This window comes from Blastococcus sp. HT6-4 (genome assembly GCF_039679125.1).
GTDB classification, from domain to species: domain Bacteria; phylum Actinomycetota; class Actinomycetes; order Mycobacteriales; family Geodermatophilaceae; genus Blastococcus; species Blastococcus montanus.
Window position 1 is genome coordinate 3,481,451 of the sequence record NZ_CP155551.1, and the last position, 19,672, is coordinate 3,501,122.

Annotated in this window: 22 protein-coding genes and 1 tRNA gene; 12 read left to right on the top strand and 11 right to left on the bottom strand. The window is 74.3% G+C overall.

What is annotated here, in order from left to right:
* The first annotated feature begins 23 nt into the window (after positions 1–23).
* Both ABDB74_RS16560 and hisN read left to right on the top strand, forming a co-directional pair.
* A complete protein-coding gene (locus ABDB74_RS16560) occupies positions 24–206 on the top strand; it encodes a DUF2795 domain-containing protein (protein WP_346619859.1) in 183 nt (60 codons plus the stop codon).
* A gap of 52 nt (positions 207–258) precedes the next feature.
* Positions 259–1,035, top strand: a complete 777-nt coding sequence (hisN, locus tag ABDB74_RS16565; protein ID WP_346619860.1) for a histidinol-phosphatase — start codon at positions 259–261, stop codon at positions 1,033–1,035.
* A 13-nt stretch (positions 1,036–1,048) separates the two neighbouring features.
* Here hisN and ABDB74_RS16570 read toward each other — a convergent pair whose 3' ends face one another.
* Genes ABDB74_RS16570 through ABDB74_RS16580 form a run of 3 tightly spaced genes read right to left on the bottom strand, consistent with a single transcriptional unit; the run spans position 1,049 to position 4,261 of the window.
* Positions 1,049–2,389 (bottom strand): FGGY family carbohydrate kinase, encoded by a 1,341-nt coding sequence (locus ABDB74_RS16570; protein ID WP_346619861.1) that lies wholly within the window; start codon positions 2,387–2,389, stop codon positions 1,049–1,051.
* 8 nt (positions 2,390–2,397) lie between these two features.
* Entirely contained in the window at positions 2,398–3,414 is a 1,017-nt protein-coding gene (locus ABDB74_RS16575) for an aldo/keto reductase (protein WP_346619862.1), read from the bottom strand.
* A gap of 58 nt (positions 3,415–3,472) precedes the next feature.
* A complete protein-coding gene (locus ABDB74_RS16580; protein WP_346619863.1) occupies positions 3,473–4,261 on the bottom strand; it encodes a phosphatase PAP2 family protein in 789 nt (262 codons plus the stop codon).
* 265 nt (positions 4,262–4,526) lie between these two features.
* On the opposite strand from ABDB74_RS16580, the gene ABDB74_RS16585 reads away from it, so the two are divergent.
* From ABDB74_RS16585 to ABDB74_RS16600, 4 genes are read left to right on the top strand one after another with little or no spacing between them, the layout of a single operon-like run.
* Positions 4,527–5,468, top strand: coding sequence for an SRPBCC family protein (locus ABDB74_RS16585; protein WP_346619864.1), 942 nt, complete (start codon positions 4,527–4,529; stop codon positions 5,466–5,468).
* A gap of 29 nt (positions 5,469–5,497) precedes the next feature.
* Complete coding sequence (locus tag ABDB74_RS16590) at positions 5,498–6,670, top strand: zinc-dependent alcohol dehydrogenase (protein ID WP_346619865.1); 1,173 nt, start codon at positions 5,498–5,500, stop codon at positions 6,668–6,670.
* A 35-nt stretch (positions 6,671–6,705) separates the two neighbouring features.
* Positions 6,706–8,088, top strand: coding sequence for a cystathionine beta-synthase (locus ABDB74_RS16595; protein WP_346619866.1), 1,383 nt, complete (start codon positions 6,706–6,708; stop codon positions 8,086–8,088).
* Positions 8,085–9,221: a cystathionine gamma-synthase gene (locus ABDB74_RS16600; RefSeq protein ID WP_346619867.1), complete on the top strand. Its 1,137-nt coding sequence runs from the start codon at positions 8,085–8,087 to the stop codon at positions 9,219–9,221. The genes ABDB74_RS16595 and ABDB74_RS16600 overlap by 4 nt, the downstream gene beginning before the upstream one ends.
* 3 nt (positions 9,222–9,224) lie before the next feature.
* Here the strand turns inward: ABDB74_RS16600 and ABDB74_RS16605 are convergent, their stop codons facing one another.
* Together ABDB74_RS16605 and map are read right to left on the bottom strand one after the other, a co-directional pair.
* Positions 9,225–9,542 (bottom strand): antibiotic biosynthesis monooxygenase, encoded by a 318-nt coding sequence (locus ABDB74_RS16605; protein WP_346619868.1) that lies wholly within the window; start codon positions 9,540–9,542, stop codon positions 9,225–9,227.
* Between the two features lie 55 nt (positions 9,543–9,597).
* The gene (gene map, locus ABDB74_RS16610; RefSeq protein ID WP_346619869.1) at positions 9,598–10,368 is read right to left on the bottom strand and encodes a type I methionyl aminopeptidase; all 771 of its coding nucleotides are present in this window, start codon (positions 10,366–10,368) and stop codon (positions 9,598–9,600) included.
* 87 nt (positions 10,369–10,455) lie between these two features.
* On the opposite strand from map, the gene ABDB74_RS16615 reads away from it, so the two are divergent.
* Complete coding sequence (locus ABDB74_RS16615) at positions 10,456–11,325, top strand: glycosyltransferase (RefSeq protein WP_346619870.1); 870 nt, start codon at positions 10,456–10,458, stop codon at positions 11,323–11,325.
* Here ABDB74_RS16615 and ABDB74_RS16620 read toward each other — a convergent pair.
* Positions 11,303–12,172 (bottom strand): polysaccharide pyruvyl transferase family protein, encoded by an 870-nt coding sequence (locus tag ABDB74_RS16620; RefSeq protein ID WP_346619871.1) that lies wholly within the window; start codon positions 12,170–12,172, stop codon positions 11,303–11,305. The genes ABDB74_RS16615 and ABDB74_RS16620 overlap by 23 nt on opposite strands.
* Positions 12,173–12,274: 102 nt before the next feature.
* Here ABDB74_RS16620 and ABDB74_RS16625 point away from each other — a divergent pair, with 102 nt between their 5' ends.
* Positions 12,275–12,784 (top strand): VOC family protein, encoded by a 510-nt coding sequence (locus tag ABDB74_RS16625; protein ID WP_346619872.1) that lies wholly within the window; start codon positions 12,275–12,277, stop codon positions 12,782–12,784.
* A 43-nt stretch (positions 12,785–12,827) separates the two neighbouring features.
* Here the strand turns inward: ABDB74_RS16625 and ABDB74_RS16630 are convergent, their stop codons facing one another.
* From ABDB74_RS16630 to ABDB74_RS16645, 4 genes are all read right to left on the bottom strand, one after another.
* Entirely contained in the window at positions 12,828–13,118 is a 291-nt protein-coding gene (locus tag ABDB74_RS16630; protein WP_346619873.1) for a GNAT family N-acetyltransferase, read from the bottom strand.
* Between the two features lie 8 nt (positions 13,119–13,126).
* Positions 13,127–13,345 carry a ferredoxin gene (locus ABDB74_RS16635; protein WP_346619874.1) on the bottom strand — a complete coding sequence of 73 codons (219 nt, stop codon included), beginning with the start codon at positions 13,343–13,345 and terminating at the stop codon, positions 13,127–13,129.
* Positions 13,342–14,658 carry a cytochrome P450 gene (locus tag ABDB74_RS16640; protein ID WP_346619875.1) on the bottom strand — a complete coding sequence of 439 codons (1,317 nt, stop codon included), beginning with the start codon at positions 14,656–14,658 and terminating at the stop codon, positions 13,342–13,344. The genes ABDB74_RS16635 and ABDB74_RS16640 overlap by 4 nt, the downstream gene beginning before the upstream one ends.
* A 148-nt stretch (positions 14,659–14,806) precedes the next feature.
* A tRNA-Met gene (locus tag ABDB74_RS16645) sits at positions 14,807–14,883 on the bottom strand.
* Positions 14,884–14,980: 97 nt separating this feature from the next.
* Between ABDB74_RS16645 and ABDB74_RS16650 the strand changes: the two genes are divergently transcribed.
* The 3 genes from ABDB74_RS16650 to ABDB74_RS16660 all read left to right on the top strand — a co-directional run bounded on the left by ABDB74_RS16650 (position 14,981) and on the right by ABDB74_RS16660 (position 18,509).
* A complete protein-coding gene (locus tag ABDB74_RS16650; RefSeq protein WP_346619876.1) occupies positions 14,981–15,517 on the top strand; it encodes a hypothetical protein in 537 nt (178 codons plus the stop codon).
* Between the two features lie 154 nt (positions 15,518–15,671).
* Positions 15,672–16,697 carry an SDR family oxidoreductase gene (locus tag ABDB74_RS16655; protein WP_346619877.1) on the top strand — a complete coding sequence of 342 codons (1,026 nt, stop codon included), beginning with the start codon at positions 15,672–15,674 and terminating at the stop codon, positions 16,695–16,697.
* 3 nt (positions 16,698–16,700) lie between these two features.
* Positions 16,701–18,509 (top strand): glycoside hydrolase family 15 protein, encoded by a 1,809-nt coding sequence (locus ABDB74_RS16660; RefSeq protein WP_346619878.1) that lies wholly within the window; start codon positions 16,701–16,703, stop codon positions 18,507–18,509.
* Positions 18,510–18,831: 322 nt separating this feature from the next.
* Here ABDB74_RS16660 and ABDB74_RS16665 read toward each other — a convergent pair whose 3' ends face one another.
* Positions 18,832–19,191 (bottom strand): hypothetical protein, encoded by a 360-nt coding sequence (locus ABDB74_RS16665; RefSeq protein WP_346619879.1) that lies wholly within the window; start codon positions 19,189–19,191, stop codon positions 18,832–18,834.
* A gap of 217 nt (positions 19,192–19,408) precedes the next feature.
* Between ABDB74_RS16665 and ABDB74_RS16670 the strand changes: the two genes are divergently transcribed.
* Positions 19,409–19,639, top strand: a complete 231-nt coding sequence (locus tag ABDB74_RS16670) for a hypothetical protein (RefSeq protein ID WP_346619880.1) — start codon at positions 19,409–19,411, stop codon at positions 19,637–19,639.
* Positions 19,640–19,672: the final 33 nt, after the last annotated feature.

Here is a 19,672-nt window from a genome sequence, read left to right on the forward strand (position 1 = left end):
GGGTGCCGGGTAGGGAGCCGGGCATGGTGAGCCCCATCGACATCCAGAAGGCCCTGTCCGGCATCGACTACCCCGCGGGCAAGGACGACATCGTCAAGCACGCCGAGCAGCACGGGGGCGACAAGGAGGTCCTGGACGCCCTCCGGAACATCGAGGACCGCGAGTACGAGGGCCCCAGCGGCGTCAGTTCCGCGGTCTTCGACTGACTCCCCGCTAGGTTCGGTGCCCATGACGTCGGGTCGGGGCTACTCAGAGGACATGCGGCTGGCACACGTGCTGGCCGATCAGGCCGACTCGATCAGCATGGAGCGGTTCAAGGCGCAGGACCTGACGGTCGACACCAAGCCCGACCTGACCCCGGTGACCGACGCCGACCGCGCGGTCGAGGAGATGCTGCGCATCACGCTGAGCCGGGCCCGGACCCGGGACGCCGTGCTGGGCGAGGAGTTCGGCACGACCGGCCACGGTTCACGCCGCTGGGTGCTCGACCCGATCGACGGGACCAAGAACTTCGTCCGCGGCGTCCCGGTCTGGGCCACGCTGATCGCCCTCTTCGACGGCGACGAGCCGGTCGTCGGGCTGGTGTCGGCGCCGGCGCTGAACCGGCGGTGGTGGGCAGCCAAGGACGTCGGCGCCTGGACCGGCCGCCGGCTGGAGTCGGCCTCCCGGTGCCGCGTGTCGGAGGTCGGCGACCTGGGTGACGCCAGCCTGAGCTACTCCAGCCTCTCCGGCTGGGAGGAGCGCGGCGGGCTGGACGGCTTCCTCGACCTCACCCGGTCGGTCTGGCGCACCCGCGCCTACGGCGACTTCTGGAGCTACGTGCTCCTCGCCGAGGGGGCCGTGGACATCGCCTGCGAGCCGGAGGTCTCGATCTGGGACCTCGCGGCCCTGGACGTGATCGTCCGCGAGGCCGGCGGCCGGTTCACCGACGTGACCGGCGCCCCGGGGCCGGCCGGCGGGAGCGCCCTGGCCACGAACGGCAAGCTGCACGACGCCGCCCTGCAGCGGCTCCGGCCTCGACCCACCTCCGTCTGACCGCGGGGCCGGATCAGGGGCGGGGCTCGACCAGCGGCCCCCAGGCGTGCCGGACCGCGACGTCGGCCCCGCTCCCCCGCGCGGCCAGCAGGGCCGCGCCGACCGCCGAGGCGGACCGCAGCGCCAGGAACCGGACCGGACGCCCCAGCTCGTCGGCGAGCAGCTGCTGGACGACGCCGGCGCGACCCCCACCGCCGGTGAGCACCACCGGCGCGCCGTCGCCGGGGACCTCGAGCAGCGCCGTCGCCGCACCGACGGCCCGCACGACCCCCTCCACCGCCGCCCGGGCCAGGTGCGCGCGGGTCGTGCCCGGGTGCAGCCCGTCCCACCCGCCGCGGTCCTCCGGACCGGCGACCCCACCCCGTTCCCCGGTGAGGAACGGCCGGAAGACCGCTCCGCCGGCGTCGGGCACCGACGCGGCCGCCCCGAAGAGCCCGTCCCAGGACAGGCCGAGGACGCCGCACACCCACGCCCAGGCCGAGCCGCCGTTGCGCAGCGCCGCCATCGCGTACCAGCCGCCGTCGACGTCCGCGTAGCCGTGCACCGGGGGGTCGTCGGCGGGGCGCGGCGACCAGCCGGGGCGCAGGACCTGCGCCCCGGTGCCGAGGTTCACCTGCAGGCCGGTCGCCGTCCCCGCGGCCAGCAGCGCCAGCGGGGTGTCCGCACCGCCGACCACCACGGGCACGTCCCCGAACGGCAGCCGCGCGACGCCGGCCACCTGGTCCGCCGGGCGCACCTCCGGCAGCAGGCGGGGCGGCACGCCGGCCGCCGCGGCCGCCGCCGGAGACCAGCCGTCGGCGACGACGTCCCACAGCAGCGTCGCCGAGGCGTCGCTGCGGTCGGTCACCAGCGGGCCGCCGGGCACCAGCTCGGCGCGGAACGCGTCCTTCGGCAGCAGCACCGCCGCCGCCCGCTCGACGGCCGCCGGTTCGTGGGCGGTCAGCCAGGCCAGCAGCGGGCCGGTCATCCCCGGCACCAGCGGGTTGGCCAGCGCGGCGCGGTCGGCGGGGGCGAGGCCGCGCCAGCGCGCCAGCTCCGCCGTCGCCCGCGCATCCGGCCACAGCAGCGCCGGGTGCAGCGCGCGCCCGCCGCCGTCGACCAGGACGGCGCCGTGCATCTGCCCCGACAGCCCCAGGGCCCGCACCGGGGCGCCGGCCAGCGCGGGGGCCAGCTCGCTGCACGCGGCGTCGAAGGCCTCGCGCCACCTGCGCACGTCGATCTGCGCCCGGCCGGGCGCCGGCCGGTCGTGCTCGTAGCCGGCCTCGGCCCCGGCGACCACGCGGCCCGCCCCGTCCAGCGCGACGAGCTTGAGCCCGCTGGTGCCCAGGTCCGCGCCGAGGAACACCTCCCCCACGTCCGGGCTCAGCGCTCCGGGCTGTCGCCGTAGGTGTAGGAGCTGTCGGCGTACCGGCCGCCGACCGCGGCGCCCGGCGGGGCGATGACGTCGAGACGCGCGAGGTCGTCGGTGGAGAGCTCGACCGCGGCGGCGCCGACGTTCTCCTCCAGGTAGCTGCGCCGCTTCGTGCCGGGGATGGGGACGACGTCGTCGCCCTGGGCCATGACCCAGGCCAGCGCCAGCTGCCCGGGGGTCACCTCCTTCTCCGCCGCGATCCGGCGGACGGCGTCGACCAGCCGCAGGTTGGTCTCGAACGCCGCACCGGTGAACCGGGGGTGCGTGCGGCGCCAGTCGTCCTCGGCGAAGTCGTCGGGGCTGGTGATCGCGCCGGTGAGGAACCCGCGGCCCAGCGGGCTGAACGGCACGATGCCGATCCCGTGCTCGCGGGCGACGCCGACGACCTCTCCCTCGAGGTCGCGGGTCCACAGCGACCACTCGCTCTGCAGGGCGGCGATCGGGTGCACCGCGGCGGCGCGCCGGATCGACGCCGCGCTGGCCTCCGAGAGTCCGAGGTGGCGCACCTTGCCCTCCCGGACGAGGTCGGCCATCGCGCCGACGGTGTCCTCGATCGGCACCCGCGGGTCGACCCGGTGCTGGTAGTACAGGTCGATGGTGTCGACGCCGAGCCGGCGCAGGCTCGCCTCGGCGCAGGCCCGCACGTTCGCCGGCCGCCCGTCGATGTCCATGCCGCCGCGGTCGTTGTGCGACAGGGAGAACTTCGTCGCCAGCTGCACCTCGTCGCGGCGTCCGGCGATCGCCTCGCCGACGAGCTCCTCGTTGTGGCCGCTGCCGTAGACGTCGGAGGTGTCGAGGAAGGTGACGCCGAGGTCGAGGGCCCGGTGCACGGTGGCGATCGACTCGGCACGGTCGGCCGTCCCGTACATCTGGCTCATCCCCATGCAGCCCAGGCCGAGGGACGAGACGACCAGGCCGTCGCGGCCGAGCGTGCGGGTACCGACGGGAGGCAGCGGCGAGGCAGACATGCCCCGCATCCTCGTCCGCCCACCCGCCGGCCCGCTACCAGCCGCCTGGCAGCTCCGCTCAGGCGGCGTCCCGGGCCCAGGCCCCGGACGGCGACGGCGACAGCCGGCCGCGCACCGGGCCCGCAGAGCCGGCTCCCACGCGTGCGCGCCCCGGCCGGCGACGGCCGACGCGGTCGGCGAGCGAGCTGACGGCGGGCAGCGCGAGGAGCACCAGCGCCCCGGCGATCCAGCCGGCCAGGACGTCGCTGATCCAGTGGGTGCCGAGGTAGACGGTGGTCGCGCCGACGCCGAGCGCGACGAGTGCGACCAGGACCGGGGCGGCCCGGCGGTACCGGGCGCCCAGGTAGGCGACCATCCCCCACATGGCGACCGCGTTGGCGGCGTGGCCGGAGGGGAAGACCATGCCGTCGGTGAAGACCTCGGCGGCCCCGGGCAGCACGGCGCCCTCCCCCAGCTGCAGCGGCCCGAGCCGCCCGAAGGCCGTCTTCGCCGCCCCCACGGTGGCGTTCAGCAGCAGCGTCGTGGCCGCCACCACCAGCAGCGGCCTCGGATCCCGGTCCCGTGCGAACCGCACGGCCAGCCAGCCGCCGATGACCAGGAGGCACACCAGCCGCTGCCCGAGCAGGACCCAGGAGGACAGCAGCGGCTCCAGCTGCGGCCAGCGGGCGGCCGGCTCCCAGCGGAGGGCCGCGAGGTCCAGCGCCACCAGCGGTGACCCGGTGAGGACGGCAACGGCGAGCGCGACGTAGCCCGCCACGAGCACCACGGCGAGCACGGCCCGTCGGCGGTGCCCGCGTCGCCGCGCGGGCGCCCTCGCCGGACCGCCTCCCGAGTCCGGCGTGCCCACGCTCCGAGGCTAGGTCGAGGACGCCGGCCGCGCTTCGGGCGAGGACCCATGGGGACGCAGCTCGCACCGCCGGTGCAGCGACGCGCGGACGGGCGTCGGTCACCGTGCCCGGACCGTCACCGATCGTCGCCGCGTGCCGCGGAGTTTCCGGGTGCGGGCCACGGGTAGGCGGCCGTGTGCAGCCGTCTCGGCACGCCCATCGTCGCGTCGCACCCACCCGTCGGCGCGCTCCCTCCGCCGACGGACCGACAGCCAGGAGGACCTCATGAGCTCCCGCTCCGCCAGCCCCGGCCTGCGCCGCACCGCGCGCGTCCTGGGCCTGGCCAGCACCGGCCTCGGCGTCGCCATGCTCCGGAACCCGGTGGGCGTCGCCCGCGCGTCCGGCGTCGACGACTCGCCCACCGCGCTGTCGGTGATCCCGGTGGTCGGCGCGCGCGAACTGCTGCACGCCCTCCCGCTGCTCGCCGGCCGCCCGGGCTGGGCCTGGACCCGGATCGCCGGGGACGCGATGGACCTCACCGCCATGGGCGTCGCGCTCGCGCACCGGTCCGGCGACCGCCGGCGGCGGCTGCGCGCCGCGACCGTCGCGGTCGGGGGGCTGGCCGCGCTCGACCTGCTCACCGCCGCCCGGTCGCGCCGCCGGGGACCGGCCCGGGACCTCCTGCCCGGATCGGCGCCGTGGAAGGGCGCGATCGACGTCTCCGCCGCGACCACGGTGAACAAGACGCCGGAGCAGGTCTACCGCTACTGGCGCGACTTCTCGCGCCTGCCGGACTTCATGGCGCACGTGCGGGAGGTGCGCACGCTCGACGACGGGCAGCGCTCGCACTGGGTCGCCGAGGCGCCGGGGCGGCGCACCGTCGAGTGGGACGCCGAGCTCGTCGAGGACCGCCCCGGTGAGCTGATCCGCTGGCGCTCGCTGCCCGGCGCCGGCATCGAGAACGCCGGCTCGGTCGAGTTCCGCCCCGCCCCCGGCCGGCAGGGCACCGAGGTGCGCGTCCGGCTGGCCTACGCGCAGCCCGGCGGCCGGCTGGGCAAGGTCGTCGCCGGGCTGTTCGGCGAGTCGCCGGAGCAGCAGGTGCGCGACGACCTCACCCGCTCCAAGCAGGTTCTCGAGACCGGGCAGGTGGTCCGCTCCGAGGGCAGCCCCGAGGGCCCCCTGGCGGCCCGGCTCACCCACCAGCGGCCCGCGACAGCTCGTTCCTGACCCGATCCGCCTCCGGAAGGACTCCCACCGTGCGCGCCACCCAGTGGATGGGCAAGAACCACGTCGAGGTCAACGAGGTCCCCGACCCGCGGATCCTCAACGACCGCGACGCCATCGTGAAGGTCACCTCGACCGCCATCTGCGGCTCCGACCTGCACCTGTTCGACGGGTTCATCCCGACGATGAAGAAGGGCGACATCCTCGGCCACGAGTTCATGGGCGAGGTGGTCGAGCTCGGCAGGGGCGTCGGCAACCTGAAGGTCGGCGACCGGGTCGTCGTGCCGTTCCCGATCGCGTGCGGCGCGTGCACCGCCTGCGAGCGCGGCCTCTACTCGGTCTGCGAGAACTCCAACCCGAACGCCCGGATGGCCGAGAAGCTGTGGGGCCACTCGCCCTGCGGCATCTACGGCTACTCGCACCTGGTCGGTGGCTACCCCGGTGGGCAGGCCGAGTACGCCCGCGTGCCGTTCGCCGATGTCGGCCCGCTGAGGGTCGAGGACGACCTGACCGACGAGCAGGTGCTGTTCCTCACCGACATCTTCCCGACCGGGTACATGGGTGCGGAGATGTGCGACATCAAGGGCGGCGACGTCATCGCCGTCTGGGGAGCCGGCCCGGTCGGTCTGTTCGCCGTCGCGAGCGCCAGGATGCTGGGCGCGGAGCGGATCGTCGCCATCGACCGGTTCGACTACCGGCTGGACAAGGCGCGCGAGGCCGGCGCCACCGACGTCCTCAACTACGAGGAGGTCGACGTCCTGGACGCGCTGAAGGAGATCACCGCCGGCCGCGGCCCCGACGGGTGCATCGACGCCGCGGGTCTGGAGGCCACCCACCCCACCACCGCCGTCGACGCCTACGACCGGGCCAAGACCGCGGTCATGGCCGAGACCGAGCGGCCGCACGCGCTGCGGGAGGCGATCATGGCCTGCCGCAACGGGGGCACGGTCTCGATCATCGGCGTCTACGGCGGGCTCATGGACAAGTTCCCGGTCGGCTCGCTGATGAACCGGTCGCTGACCGTCCGGACCGGCCAGGCGCACGTGCACCGCTACCTGCGCCCGCTGTACGAGAAGATCCGCGACGGCGAGATCGACCCGACGTTCCTCATCTCGCACACCCTGCCGCTCGACCAGGCACCGCAGGGGTACCGGATGTTCCGGGACAAGGAGGACGACTGCACGAAGGTCGTCCTGAAGCCCTGACCTGCCGCCGAGCCCCGGCCGAGGGAGGACCCCCCGTGCAGTACGCCGAGTCCGTCGTGGACCTGGTCGGCGACACCCCGCTGGTGAAGCTGTCGTCGGTGACCCGCGACCTGGGTCCCGACGCGCCGCTCGTGCTGGCCAAGGTCGAGTACCTCAACCCGGGCGGCTCGGTGAAGGACCGGATCGCCGTCCGCATGGTCGACGCGGCGGAGGCCGACGGCCTGCTGGAGCCCGGCGGCACGATCGTGGAGCCGACCAGCGGCAACACCGGCATCGGCCTGGCCCTGGTCGCCCAGCAGCGCGGCTACCGCTGCATCTTCGTCTGCCCCGACAAGGTCGGCCAGGAGAAGATCAACGTGCTCAAGGCCTACGGGGCCGAGGTGGTGGTCTGCCCGACCGCCGTCGACCCCGCCGACCCGCGGTCGTACTACTCGGTGTCCGACCGGCTCAGCCGGGAGACGCCGGGCGCCTGGAAGCCCGACCAGTACTCGAATCCCAACAACCCGCGCTCGCACTACGAGACGACCGGGCCCGAGATCTGGGCGCAGACCGAGGGCCGGATCACCCACTTCGTCACCGGTGCCGGCACGGGCGGGACGATCAGCGGCGTCGGCCGCTACCTCAAGGAGGCCTCCGGCGGCCGGGTCCAGGTCATCGGCGCCGACCCCGAGGGCTCGGTGTACTCCGGCGGCACCGGCCGCCCCTACCTCGTCGAGGGCGTCGGCGAGGACTTCTGGCCCGCCACCTACGACCGGGACGTCGCCGACGAGATCGTCGCCGTCTCCGACGGCGACTCCTTCGCCATGACCCGCCGGCTGGCCCGCGAGGAGGGGCTGCTGGTCGGGGGCTCCTGCGGCATGGCGGTGGTGGCCGCGCTGCGCGTGGCCGAGCGGCTGACGAAGGACGACGTCCTCGTGGTGCTGCTGCCCGACGGCGGCCGCGGCTACCTGAACAAGATCTTCAACGACGCGTGGATGGCCGACTACGGCTTCCTCGAGGCCACCGGCGGCGAGACCGTCGGCGAGCTGCTGCACACCAAGTCCGGTGCGACGCCGACCCTGGTGCACACCCACCCGAACGAGACCGTCCGCGACGCCATCGACATCCTGCGCGAGTACGGGGTCAGCCAGCTGCCCGTCGTCCGGGCCGAGCCGCCGGTGACCGCCGGCGAGGTCGTCGGCTCCATCGACGAGAAGACGCTGCTCGACGCGCTCTTCGCCGGCCGGGCCTCGCTCGCCGACCGGGTGGAGAAGCACATGAGCCCGCCGCTGCCGATCGTCGGCTCGGGCGAGGCGGTCAGCGCCGCGGTCGCGCAGCTCGGGTCGGCCGACGCGCTGCTGGTGCACGTCGACGGCAAGCCGGCCGGCGTCGTCACCCGGCAGGACGTGCTGGGGCACCTCGCGGGGGTGACCCGGTGAGCGGCTTCGACACCCGGGCCATCCACGCCGGGCAGGAGCCCGACCCGGCCACCGGCGCGGTGATCCCCCCGCTGCACCTGACCACCACCTACAAGCAGGACGGCGTCGGCGGGCTGCGCGGCGGCTACGAGTACAGCCGCAGCGGCAACCCGACCCGCGACGCGCTGCACGAGGCGCTGGCCGCGCTGGAGGAGGGCACGACGGCGCTGGCGTTCGCCTCCGGGCTCGCCGCGGAGGACACCCTCCTGCGCACCGCCTGCCGGTCCGGCGACCACGTCGTCCTCGGCGGTGACGCCTACGGCGGCACGTTCCGGCTGATCTCCCGCGTGCTGTCGGAGTGGGGCCTGGAGCACACCCCGGTCGACCTCGACGACGCCGACGCCCTGCGCGCCGCGATCCGCCCCACGACGCGGGTCGTCTGGTGCGAGACGCCCAGCAACCCCCTGCTGAACATCACCGACATCGAGCGCACGGCGGCGGTCGCGCACGAGGCCGGCGCGCTGCTCGTCGTCGACAACACCTTCGCCTCGCCCTACCTGCAGCGGCCGCTCACCCTGGGCGCGGACGTCGTCGTGCACTCGACCACGAAGTACCTGGGTGGGCACTCCGACGTGGTGGGGGGCGCACTCGTCACGCGGGATGCCGCCCTCGGCGAGCAGCTGGCGTACAACCACAACGCGATGGGCGCGGTCGCGAGCCCGTTCGACTCCTGGCTGGTGCTGCGCAGCCTCAAGACGCTCGGCGTCCGGATGGACCGGCACTGCGCCAACGCGGCGCGGATCGCGGAGTTCCTGGTCGGCCGGTCCGAGGTCGCCTCGGTGCTCTACCCGGGGTTGCCCGACCACCCGGGGCACGACATCGCGGCACGGCAGATGTCCGGCTTCGGCGGGATGCTCTCGTTCCGGCTGCGCGGCGGCGAGGAGGCGGCGCTCGAGGTCTGCGAGCGGACGCAGCTGTTCACGCTGGCCGAGTCGCTCGGCGGCGTCGAGTCGCTGATCGAGCACCCGGGCCGGATGACCCACGCCAGCGCCGCCGGCTCGCCGCTGGAGGTGCCGGCGGACCTGGTGCGGCTCTCGGTCGGCATCGAGGACGCCGACGACCTGCTGGCCGACCTCGAGCAGGCGCTGGGCTGAGCCTCAGGCCGCCGTCGGGGTCGGCCCGACGATGAACAGCGGGCGGAAGTGCTCGACCACCGGGAACGGTTCGTAGAAGGAGTGCAGCAGGCGCCGCCACTCCTGGTACCCCGGTGACCCGCGGAATCCCTCGGTGTGGTCCTCCACGCTGTTCCACTCGACGAGCAGGAGGAAGACGTTCTCCCGCTCCACGCACCGGGACAGCAGCAGCCGCCGGAAGCCCGGCGACGCGGAGATGATCGGGGCAGCGGACCGGAACGCCGCCTCGAACTCGGCCTCGCGGCCAGGTGTCACGGACAGCTCTGCATGCTCGAGGATCACGGCGTGCACCGTACGGCCCGCCGGACATCGCGCCGGTGGACTGCCGCGGCGGCGCTCAGCGCGGGGCGGTGAGGATGCGGGGGCCGTCGGCGGTGACGGCGACGGTGTGCTCGACGTGCGCGGCGCGGCTGCCGTCGGCGCTGCGCAGCGTCCAGCCGTCGGCGTCCACCGTGTAGTCGTCGGAGCCGCCGGCGAGGAACCACGGCTCGATCGCGATCACCAGGCCGGCGCGCAGCGGGACCCCGCGCCCGGCCCGGCCCTCGTTGGGCACGGACGGCGCCTCGTGCATGGTGCGGCCCACCCCGTGACCGCCCTGGTCGGTGTTGATGCCGCACCCGCCGGCCCGGCCGACCGCGCCGATCGCCGCGGAGATGTCGCCTACCCGGTTGCCGACGACCGCCGCCGCGATGCCCGCCGCCAGCGCGCGCTCGGCGGTCGCCACCAGCTCGAGGTCCTCCGGCCGCGGCGTACCCACCGGGAAGGTGATCGCCGCGTCCCCGACCCACCCGTCCAGGACGGCGCCGGCGTCCACGCTGAGCAGGTCACCGTCCTCCAGTTCGTAGGGCGTCGGGATGCCGTGCAGCGCGACGTCGTTCACCGACAGGCACAGCACACCGGGAAACGGCGGGGTGGTGTGCAGCGGCGCGTAGCCGAGGAAGGGCGAGGTGGCGCCGGCGTCGGCCAGCACGTCGCGGGCCACGGCGTCGAGCTGGGTCAGCCGCACGCCCGGTGCCGCGAGCGCCCGCACCGCGGCGTGCATGTCGGCGACCACGGCGCCGGCGGCTCGCATGGCATCCAGTTCACCAGGGGTCCGCAGTTCGATCACCGGTCCACCTCGACGGGTCCGGCGGCGGGCGACGCGTGTTCGAGGATCACCCGCGCACGGTACGGGGAGCAGGTGACTCCTCCGCGCGTGACCGTCGTCGTCGCCACCCGCGACCGCCGCGACCCGCTGCTCCGCAGCCTCGACCACCTCGCGGGCCCGGGCCTGCCGCCGGTGGTCGTGGTCGACAACGGCTCCTCCGACGGCACACCCGCCGCCGTCCGCGAACGGCACCCGGCGGTGACCGTGGTGGAGCTGCCCGCCAACGCCGGGGCGGTGGCGCGGACGTCGGGGGTCCGGCGTGCCGGCACGCCGTACGTGGCCTTCGCCGACGACGACTCCTGGTGGGAACCGGGCGCCCTGGACCGGGCCGCCGACCTGCTGGACGCCCATCCGCAGGTCGCGCTGGTCGCCGGCCGGGTGCGGATGGCCGCCGACGGGTCGGTCGACGCGGTCACGCGCAAGCACCGGGCCGCCGTCCTCGGGGTCACGCCGGGGAACCCGGGGCCCGACGTGCTGAGCTTCCCCGCCTTCGCCACGGTGGTGCGGCGCGACGCGTACCTGTCGGCCGGCGGGTTCGCGCCGCTGTTGTTCTTCGGCGGCGAGGAGCACCTGCTGGCGCTCGACCTCGCGGCGGCGGGCTGGCAGCAGGTCTACGCCGACGACGTCGTCGCCTGGCACGACCCGGCCGGTCCCCCCGCCGTGTCCCCGCGGCGCTGGGCGCTGCAGACCCGCAACGACCTGTTGGTCGACTGGCTGCGCCGGCCGCTCCCCGTCGCGCTCGCCGCCACCGCGCGGCTGGCCCGCCGGGCCCGCACCGACCCGGCGGCCAGGGCCGCCCTCCGCGGCTGGGCCCGCCGGCTGCCGGCCGCGCTGCGGCAGCGGCGGCCGGTCCCGCGCGACGTCGAGCGCCGGTTCGCGGCGGCGCAGCGGCCGCTCAGCGCCCCAGCTGCCCGGTGAGCCACTCCCGCGCCCGCTCGTTGCCGGCCACCCCACGCCGCTGCGCCTCCGCCACCGCGGCGGTCAGCTCCCCGGACAGGCAGCGGGCGAGAGCGCCGTCGAGGGCCTCGGCCGTCACCTCGTCCGCGGCCAGCAGCAGCGGCCAGCCCAGCGCCTCGGCCTGGCCGGTGACCTTCGCGCCCCCGGAGACGGCGTCGCAGGCGATGACCGGACGCCCGTGCTTCAGCCCCAGGACCATGCCGTGCAGGCGCATGCTCAGCACCACGTCGGCGCGCCGGAGCAGCGCCTCGACCTGAGCCGGCCGCCGCGGGTGCGGCTTGTCGTACAGGTCGGTGTCGATCGGGAACCACGGCAGCGCGCGGGCCGCCAGCCACTCCTCGACGACGCCGCGGACCCGGTCGGCGCGGCTGCGGTCGCCGTACTCGCCCTGCACCGGCGCGAAGGCGACCGCCAGCACGGGGACCTCGGGCGCGGGCCCCTCGATGGCCAGGTCCGGTCGGGCGACCCCCCGGGCGTCGCGCTCCAGGATCGCGTCGAACAGCGTCGGGGCGACGTCGTCGACGACGGAGACGTTCACCGCCCAGCGCCGGGCGCCGGCGAACGCGGCGGTCAGCTCGGGCAGGGGCGCCAGGTCCCCGACCGGCCCGGTGGTGAACAGCAGGTGCGTGTAGTCGGCCGGATCGACGTCGCGCCAGTGCACGCCACGGCCGAGGTACGGCGCCCAGGCGACGTCGTGGTCGATGCCCAGGTCGGTGAGCCAGCGCACGACGGCGTCGGCTCCCAGCTCGTCGCCGACGGTGGCGATCACCTCGTCGAAGCTGAACCACCCGGCCACGAGAACGCGCATGATCTCCACCCTCGCAGCCGGGCATGCAGCGGGCACGCGGGGGGAACGAGATCACCGTCTCACCGGTTGTCGCCGGCAGCCGCACCGAGCGAGGAGGAGCCCGTGAGCACCGCCGAGAGCACCCGTGACCTGGCCGCCCTGGAGGCCGCACGCACCCGCATCCGCGAGGCGCACCTGCGCCCGGCCGGAGCGCGCCCCCGGTCGACCGCCCGGGGGCTGCACCACACCGCGCTGATCAGCAGCGACGTCGAGCGGACCGTGCGCTTCTACCAGGACGTGCTCGGCTTCCCGCTCACCGAGCTGATCGAGAACCGCGACTACCCCGGCTCCTCACACTTCTTCTTCGACATCGGCAACGGCAACCTGCTGGCCTTCTTCGACTTCCCGGGGCTGGACGTCGGCCCGTACGCCGAGGTGCTCGGTGGCCTGCACCACCTGGCCATCAGCGTCGATCCGCAGGGCTGGGAGCAGCTCGTGCAGCGGCTCACCGAGGCCGGGGTCCCGCACGAGGTGCACAGCGGGGTCTCGGTCTACTTCCGCGACCCGGACGGCGCCCGCATCGAGCTGATCGCCGACCCGCTCGGCGAGATGTACGGCTCGAAGGTCCTCTGACGCGGACCGGTGGGGCGGCGGGACCGCCCCACCGGTCCCGGGCTCAGCGCTCCGGGTCGGCGACGAGGTCGGCGTAGTCGGGGTGGCGCTCGATCCAGCCGGCGACGAACGAGCAGCGGGGCACCACGGACCCGCCGCGGGAGCGGACCTCGTCGAGCGCCGCCCGGACCAGCGTGCTGCCCAGCCCCGACTGCCCGGCATCGGGGTCGACCTCGGTGTGGGTGAACACCACGGTCTCGCCACGGCGCTCGTAGGCGGCCAGGCCCAGGACGCGCTCGCCGTCGCGGATCTCGAAGCGGTCGGACTCGGGGACGTCGGTGACGGTGGGCTCCATGTCAGCGGTCAACCGGCCGCGGGGGCGGGCTGTTCCGGGTGCAGCTCCAGCGCCCGGGTCGGGCACTGCTGCACCGCCTCCTCGACGTCGCGCAGCTCCTCGGGCGCCGGGTTCGGGCGCAGCACCGTCACCGTCCCCTCGTCGCCCACCTCGAACACGTCCGGGGCCAGCGCCTCGCAGGCCCCCGCCCCGACGCACTTCTCCAGGTCGGCCACGAGCCGGCTCATCGGGCGCCGTCCAGCCGGGCGGGCAGCCGCTTGAGGCCGTTGACGAACGAGGACCGCAGCCGGTCCGGCGGGCCGGTGACCACCAGGTCGGGCAGCTGCTCGAACACCTTGGCGAACGTGACCGCGAGCTCCCGGCGGGCGAGGTGCGCGCCGAGGCAGAAGTGCGGCCCCTTGGACCCGAACCCGACGTGCGGGTTGGGGTCGCGGGCCACGTCGAACCGGTGGGGCTCGGCGAAGACCTCGGGGTCGCGGTTGGCGGCGCCGTAGAAGAGCAGGAACTTGTCGCCGGCCCGGAACCGGTGGCCGTTCACCTCGCCGTCCTGGGTGGCGGTGCGGCGCATCCACGTGACCGGGCTGGTCCAGCGGACGATCTCCTCGACGGCCGTGCGGGTGAGACCGGGGTCGGCCACCCACCGGGCCCGCTGCTCGGGGTGCTCCTGCAGCGCCAGCAGCCCCTGCGAGATGGCGTTGCGGGTGGTCTCGTTGCCGGCCACCAGCAGCAGGATGAAGAACGACGCGATCTCCTGGTGGCTGAGCCGCTCGCCGTCGACGTCGGTGGTCACCAGCGCCGTCGTCAGGTCGTCGGTGGGCTCCTGCACCCGCTCGGCGGCCAGCCGCTCCATCAGCCCGGCCAGCTCGATCCCGGCCATGAGCACGCCGGTGAGCGGGTCCTCGTCGTTCTCGACGAGCTCGGGGTCGCCGCCGGAGAGGATCACGTTGGACTTCGCCAGGACCATCGCCCGGTCCTCCTCGGGCACGCCCATCATGTCGCAGATGACCCGCAGCGGGATGGGCGCGGCGAGGTCGGCGACGACGTCGAACGTGCCGTCCCCCTCGGCGGCCTTCCGCCGGACGGCCGCGAGGACGTCGTCGGCGATCCCGGCCACCGAGTCCACGACCCGCTCGAGCATCCGCGGGGTGAACGTCTTCGCCACGATCCGGCGGATCTTCGCGTGCCGGGGGTCGTCCATGCTGATCAGCGAGCCGTAGAACTCGTTGAGGTCGGCCGGGATGTCCTGGATCGACACCGCGCCCTCGCCCGAGCAGAAGACCGCCGGCCGGGAGCTGATCGCCTCCAGGTCCGCGTAGCGCGTGACGGCGTGGTAGCCCGGGCCGCTGGGCAGGTTCGGGATCTCGGGCTCGGCGAAGAACGCGAACGGCCGCTCGCTCCGCAGCCGGTCGAAGACGGCGTGCCGTTCGGCCGGCGGCCGGGCCCAGAAATCGCGGTCGGACAGCTCGACCCCGAGGTCCTCGGCCTCGGCTCGACGAGGTGGCGGAGCAGTTCCCGCTGCGGCTGCGGCGTCGACGGACACGGAGCTCCTCCCCTGGGATCGGTCGGTGACCGAACGCTAGAGACAGTTGCCGTGACGCACAACACACACCTGTGCCGACCTGGGCGGACGCCGTGGCGGGCCGGACAGCGCGAGGGCCCGGTCACCGTGGTGACCGGGCCCTCGACCGTGGTAGCGGGGACAGGATTCGAACCTGCGACCTCTGGGTTATGAGCCCAGCGAGCTACCGAGCTGCTCCACCCCGCGTCGGTAGAACCCACCCTACACGCCCCGGACGACCCCGCGCGCGGGGCCCCGTCGGCGACGAGACTGTGGGCAGTCGTGCCCGACCCCTGGAGGTCCCGTGTCCGAACCGCCCGCCGGCCTGCACAACCTCGATCTGCTGGCGATCTACTGCAACGACCACCTGGCCGCATCGGTCGGAGGCATCGAACTCGTCCGGCGGATGCTGGACGTGCACCGGAACACGCCGTACGCACCGGCGCTCGAGCAGTTGCTGACCGAGTTGCACGGGGAGAACGAGGCGCTGCGGTCGACGATGGCGGCTCTGGGCCTCCCGGTGCAGCGGTACAAGCAGGTGGCGCTGTGGCTCGGCGAGAAGGCGTCGCGGCTCAAGCTGAACGGCCGGCTCGTCAGCCGTTCCCCGCTGAGCGACCTCGTGGAGTTCGAGTTCCTGGCATCCGCCGTCCGGGCCAAGCGCAGCGGCTTCGAGAGCCTCCGGGAAGTGGCCGACGCCGACGAGCGCCTGGACAAGGAGCAGCTGAACGGGCTGGTCGAGCAGGCCAACCGACAGCACGAGTGGCTCACCGCGACCCGCCGCGAGGTCGCCGCGCGGGTCTTCGGCGGGAACGACCACGCCGCGGACCAGGCCGCCGACTGACCTCGCCGGACACGTCACTTCGTCGCCCGGAACGGGTTTGCCGCCCGCGCCGACCGTGCACACCGATGGGAGTCGATGCGCGCCCACGGTCGCGCGCCCCGTTCGTGCGGCCGGGCTGATCCCTGCCGCGGACAACCAACCGGGAGGGCCTGCCGTGCGCGGAACGGAAGCAACCGGAACCGGGAGAGTCGTCGTCGTGACCGGGGCCAGTGGCGGGATCGGACGGGCCACCGCGGTCGCCTTCGCCCGCCGGGGGGACCGGGTCGCCCTGCTGGCCCGGGGCGAGACGGGGCTCGCCGCGGCCGCCGCGGAGGTCCGGGCCGCCGGGGGCACCCCGCTGGTGATCCCGGTGGACGTCGCCGACGCCGCGGCCGTCGATGCGGCGGCCGGCCGGGTGGAGGACGAGCTCGGCCCGATCGACGTCTGGTGCAACGTCGCCTTCAGCACGGTCTTCGCGCCCTTCGAGCAGATCACCGCCGAGGAATGGGAGCGCGTCACCCAGGTCACCTACCTGGGCTTCGTGCACGGCACCATGTCCGCGCTGCGGCGGATGAAGCCGCGCGACCGCGGCGTGATCGTGCAGACCGGCTCCGCCCTCGCCTACCGCGGCATCCCCCTGCAGAGCGTCTACTGCGGCGCCAAGCACGCCATCAAGGGCTTCACCGAGTCGCTGCTGACCGAGCTCCGGCACGACGGCAGCAACGTGCACGTCACGATGGTCAACCTGCCCGGGGTCAACACCCCGCAGTTCGACTGGGTCCTCAACAAGCTTCCGGAACGGCCTCAGCCGGTGCCCCCGATCTACCCGGTGGACATGATGGCCGACGCGCTCGTGCACGCCACCGAGCACCCGCGCCGCCGTGCGTGGTGGGTGGGCAACCCGACCGTCTGGACCATCCTCGGCAACAAGGTCTGGCCCCAGTTCCTGGACTGGTACCTCGCTCGGAACGGGTACGAGGGCCAGCAGCGGGGCGAGAAGGCCTCGTCCACCGACCCGGTCAACCTCTGGGAGCCGGCCGACGGGCCCGAAGGCCGTGACTTCGGCGCCCGCGGCAGCTTCCGCCACCGCACCCGCGACCGGGATCCGCAGATCTGGGCCTCCCGTCACCACGGGACCCTCGCCGCAGCCGGCGCCGGGCTCCTGGCGACGGCGGTGGCCGCCTGGCGCCGCGATCGCTGACCGATGGCACGGCGGATCGAGGACTACGGGCTGATCGGTGACCTGCAGACCGCCGCCCTCGTGGGTCGCGACGGGTCGGTGGACTGGTTGTGCCTGCCCCGCTTCGACTCCCCCGCCTGCTTCGCCGCACTGCTCGACGACGACCGCGCGGGTCGCTGGCTGCTGGCACCCAGCGGGAGGGCCACCTGCACCGGACGTCGCTACCGCGGGGACTCGCTGGTGCTCGAGACGGAGTGGGAGACGCCCGAGGGCTCGGTCGTCGTCATCGACTTCATGCCCGTGCGCGGCGAGTCCGCCGACGTCGTCCGGATCGTGGCGGGACGCTCCGGCCGGGTGCGGATGCAGACGACCCTGCGGCCGCGCTTCGACTACGGCCAGCTCCGACCGTGGACCTACACCGAGGGCGACGATCTGGTCGCCGTCGCGGGACCGGACGCCCTGTGGCTGCGCACCCCGGTTCCCGTCGAGCAGCACGACGGGACGGCCCGGGCGGAGTTCCGGGTCGGCGCCGGGGAGCGCATCCCGTTCGTCCTCAGCCACGGGCCGTCCCACCGACCGCGTCCCCGGCCGCTGGATCCCGAGGCGGCTCTGGCCAACACCGAGACGTTCTGGGCCGACTGGATCGGCCGGTGCGACTACACCGGACGGTGGGACGACGCGGTCCGCCGCTCGCTGATCACCCTCAAGGCGCTGACCTACGCACCCACCGGGGGGATCGTCGCCGCGGCGACGACCTCCCTCCCCGAGAAGCTGGGCGGGGTGCGCAACTGGGACTACCGCTACACCTGGCTCCGGGACGCCACGTTCACCTTGCAGGCCCTGCTCGGCACCGGCTACGTGCACGAGGCGCGGGCGTGGCGGGACTGGTTGCTGCGCGCGGTGGCCGGGGATCCCGCGGATCTCCGGATCATGTACGGCCTCGACGGCACCCGGCGGCTGCCGGAGCACGAGCTGCCCTGGCTCTCCGGTTACGAGGGCTCCGCGCCGGTACGGATCGGGAACGCCGCGGCCGACCAGTTCCAGCTCGACGTCTGGGGCGAGGTGCTCGACGGCCTGCACCTGGCCCGTGAGGCCGGCATGCCGCACAGCGCGGACGCGTGGTCCCTCCAGCGGGGGCTCCTGGACTACCTGGAGGGCGCGTGGGAGGAGCCCGACAACGGCCTGTGGGAGGTCCGCACCACGCGGCGGCACTTCGTGCACAGCAAGGTCATGGCCTGGGCCGGGGTCGACAGCGCGGTCCGGGCGGTCGAGCAGCAGGGCCTCGACGGTCCGGTGGACCGCTGGCGGGCCCTGCGGAGCGAGATCCACGCCGACGTGTGCGCGAAGGGCTACGACGCCGAGCGCGGGACGTTCACCCAGTACTACGGCTCACGCGGCCTGGACGCGGCCCTGCTGCTCATCCCGCGGTTCGGGTTCCTCGGCTGGGACGACCCCCGGGTGATCGGCACCGTGGAGGCCGTCCGCCGGCAACTCGACGAGGACGGCCTCCTGCTCCGGTACCGGCCGGAGGCCGAGGACACCGACGACGGGCTGCCCGGCGCGGAGGGCGCCTTCCTCGCGTGCAGCTTCTGGCTGGTCGACGCGTTGAACGGCACCGGACGCCGCACCGAGGCGACGCGGTCGTTCGAGCGGCTGCTCGGCCTGCGCAACGACCTGGGGCTGCTGAGCGAGGAGTACGACCCCCGGGCCGGCCGCCAGCTCGGCAACGTGCCGCAGGCGTTCAGCCACGTCGGCCTGGTCAACGCCGCCCGGCACCTCAGCGGCACGCACCCGGCCGAGCAGCCCGGATCGGACGCGGCCGGCCGGCCGTGAGCCGGCCGGTACCGCGGGAGCCGCGCCGTCCGGACCTCACGACGGCGCCCCCCTTACGGCCGAGGTGTGATGGGAGAGAGGTCGGCCTGACCGTCCGGGTCCACGGCTTCATCGCTGTGCAGGACGGTGGTCCCGGTCTCGACGCCCGCCTCCTCGAGCCGCCACATGAGGTGCCCGACCTGCAGCTGGAGCCGCCGCCACTCGTCGTGCGGGTGGGTGACGCCATCCTCGGCGGCCCCGCTGTTCCCCGCGGCCGAAGCGGAGGCCAGCGAGATCGTGCACCAGGCTGCCCGCGCTCGATCAGCCTGGTGCACGGCCTCGATCAGGTCCGCCGGGGCGTAGCGGTGTCCCGCCCCCGTCGGTCCACCCACGAGATCAGGGCGGCGACCAGCAGCAGGCATGACGGCAGCAGGAAGGCGCCACCGATGCCCAGGCCCGTGACGAGCGACCACGCCACCGACACCAGCCCGAGGACCGCCACCACCGCGGAAGCCAACGGCGTCCTGCCGGCACGTTCGGCCACCAGAGCCAGCGCCGTGCACGCCAGTGGCACGCCGAACATCGAGAAGGCGAACGAGCCGCTGTCCTCCCAGACGAATCGCCCGTACCACGCCGTGAGGCCGACGACGCTGATGAGCGATACGACGATCAAGCCGAAGGCCCTCCGGCTGAACGTTGTCACGGTCATGTCCTCCGCAGACTGCGGTCGAACTGCTCGATGTGTTCCTCATGGATGACCACGGGCCACTCCTCCTCAAGGGACGAAGGAACCTTGCCACCGCGCCGCCGGGCACGCCTCGGTGGACGGCGAGCGGTCGGTGCGTGGATGCACCGGCTCGCCAGCGGCTGCGACCTCGTGGCAGCGGGCACGACGAATGCAGGCGGCTACGCTTCCGCGGGTGTCCGAGCCGTGGGTCCGTCGCACCCTGCGGGCGCTGGACCTGGGGTTCTGGGTCGTGCTCGCCGGCATCTGGCTCGTCGTACTGGTGCTCGCGGTCATCGACGGAGACGACGGCTGGCGGATCTTCATCGCTGTCCTGTGGCTGGCGACCTCCAGCGTGTGGCTGGTCCGCACCCTTCGCTCTCGGGAGAAGCGTCAGCAAGAGGAAGCCGAGCGCGCCTCGTCGTAGAGGCCCGGCTGGGTGAACATCACCCACCCATGG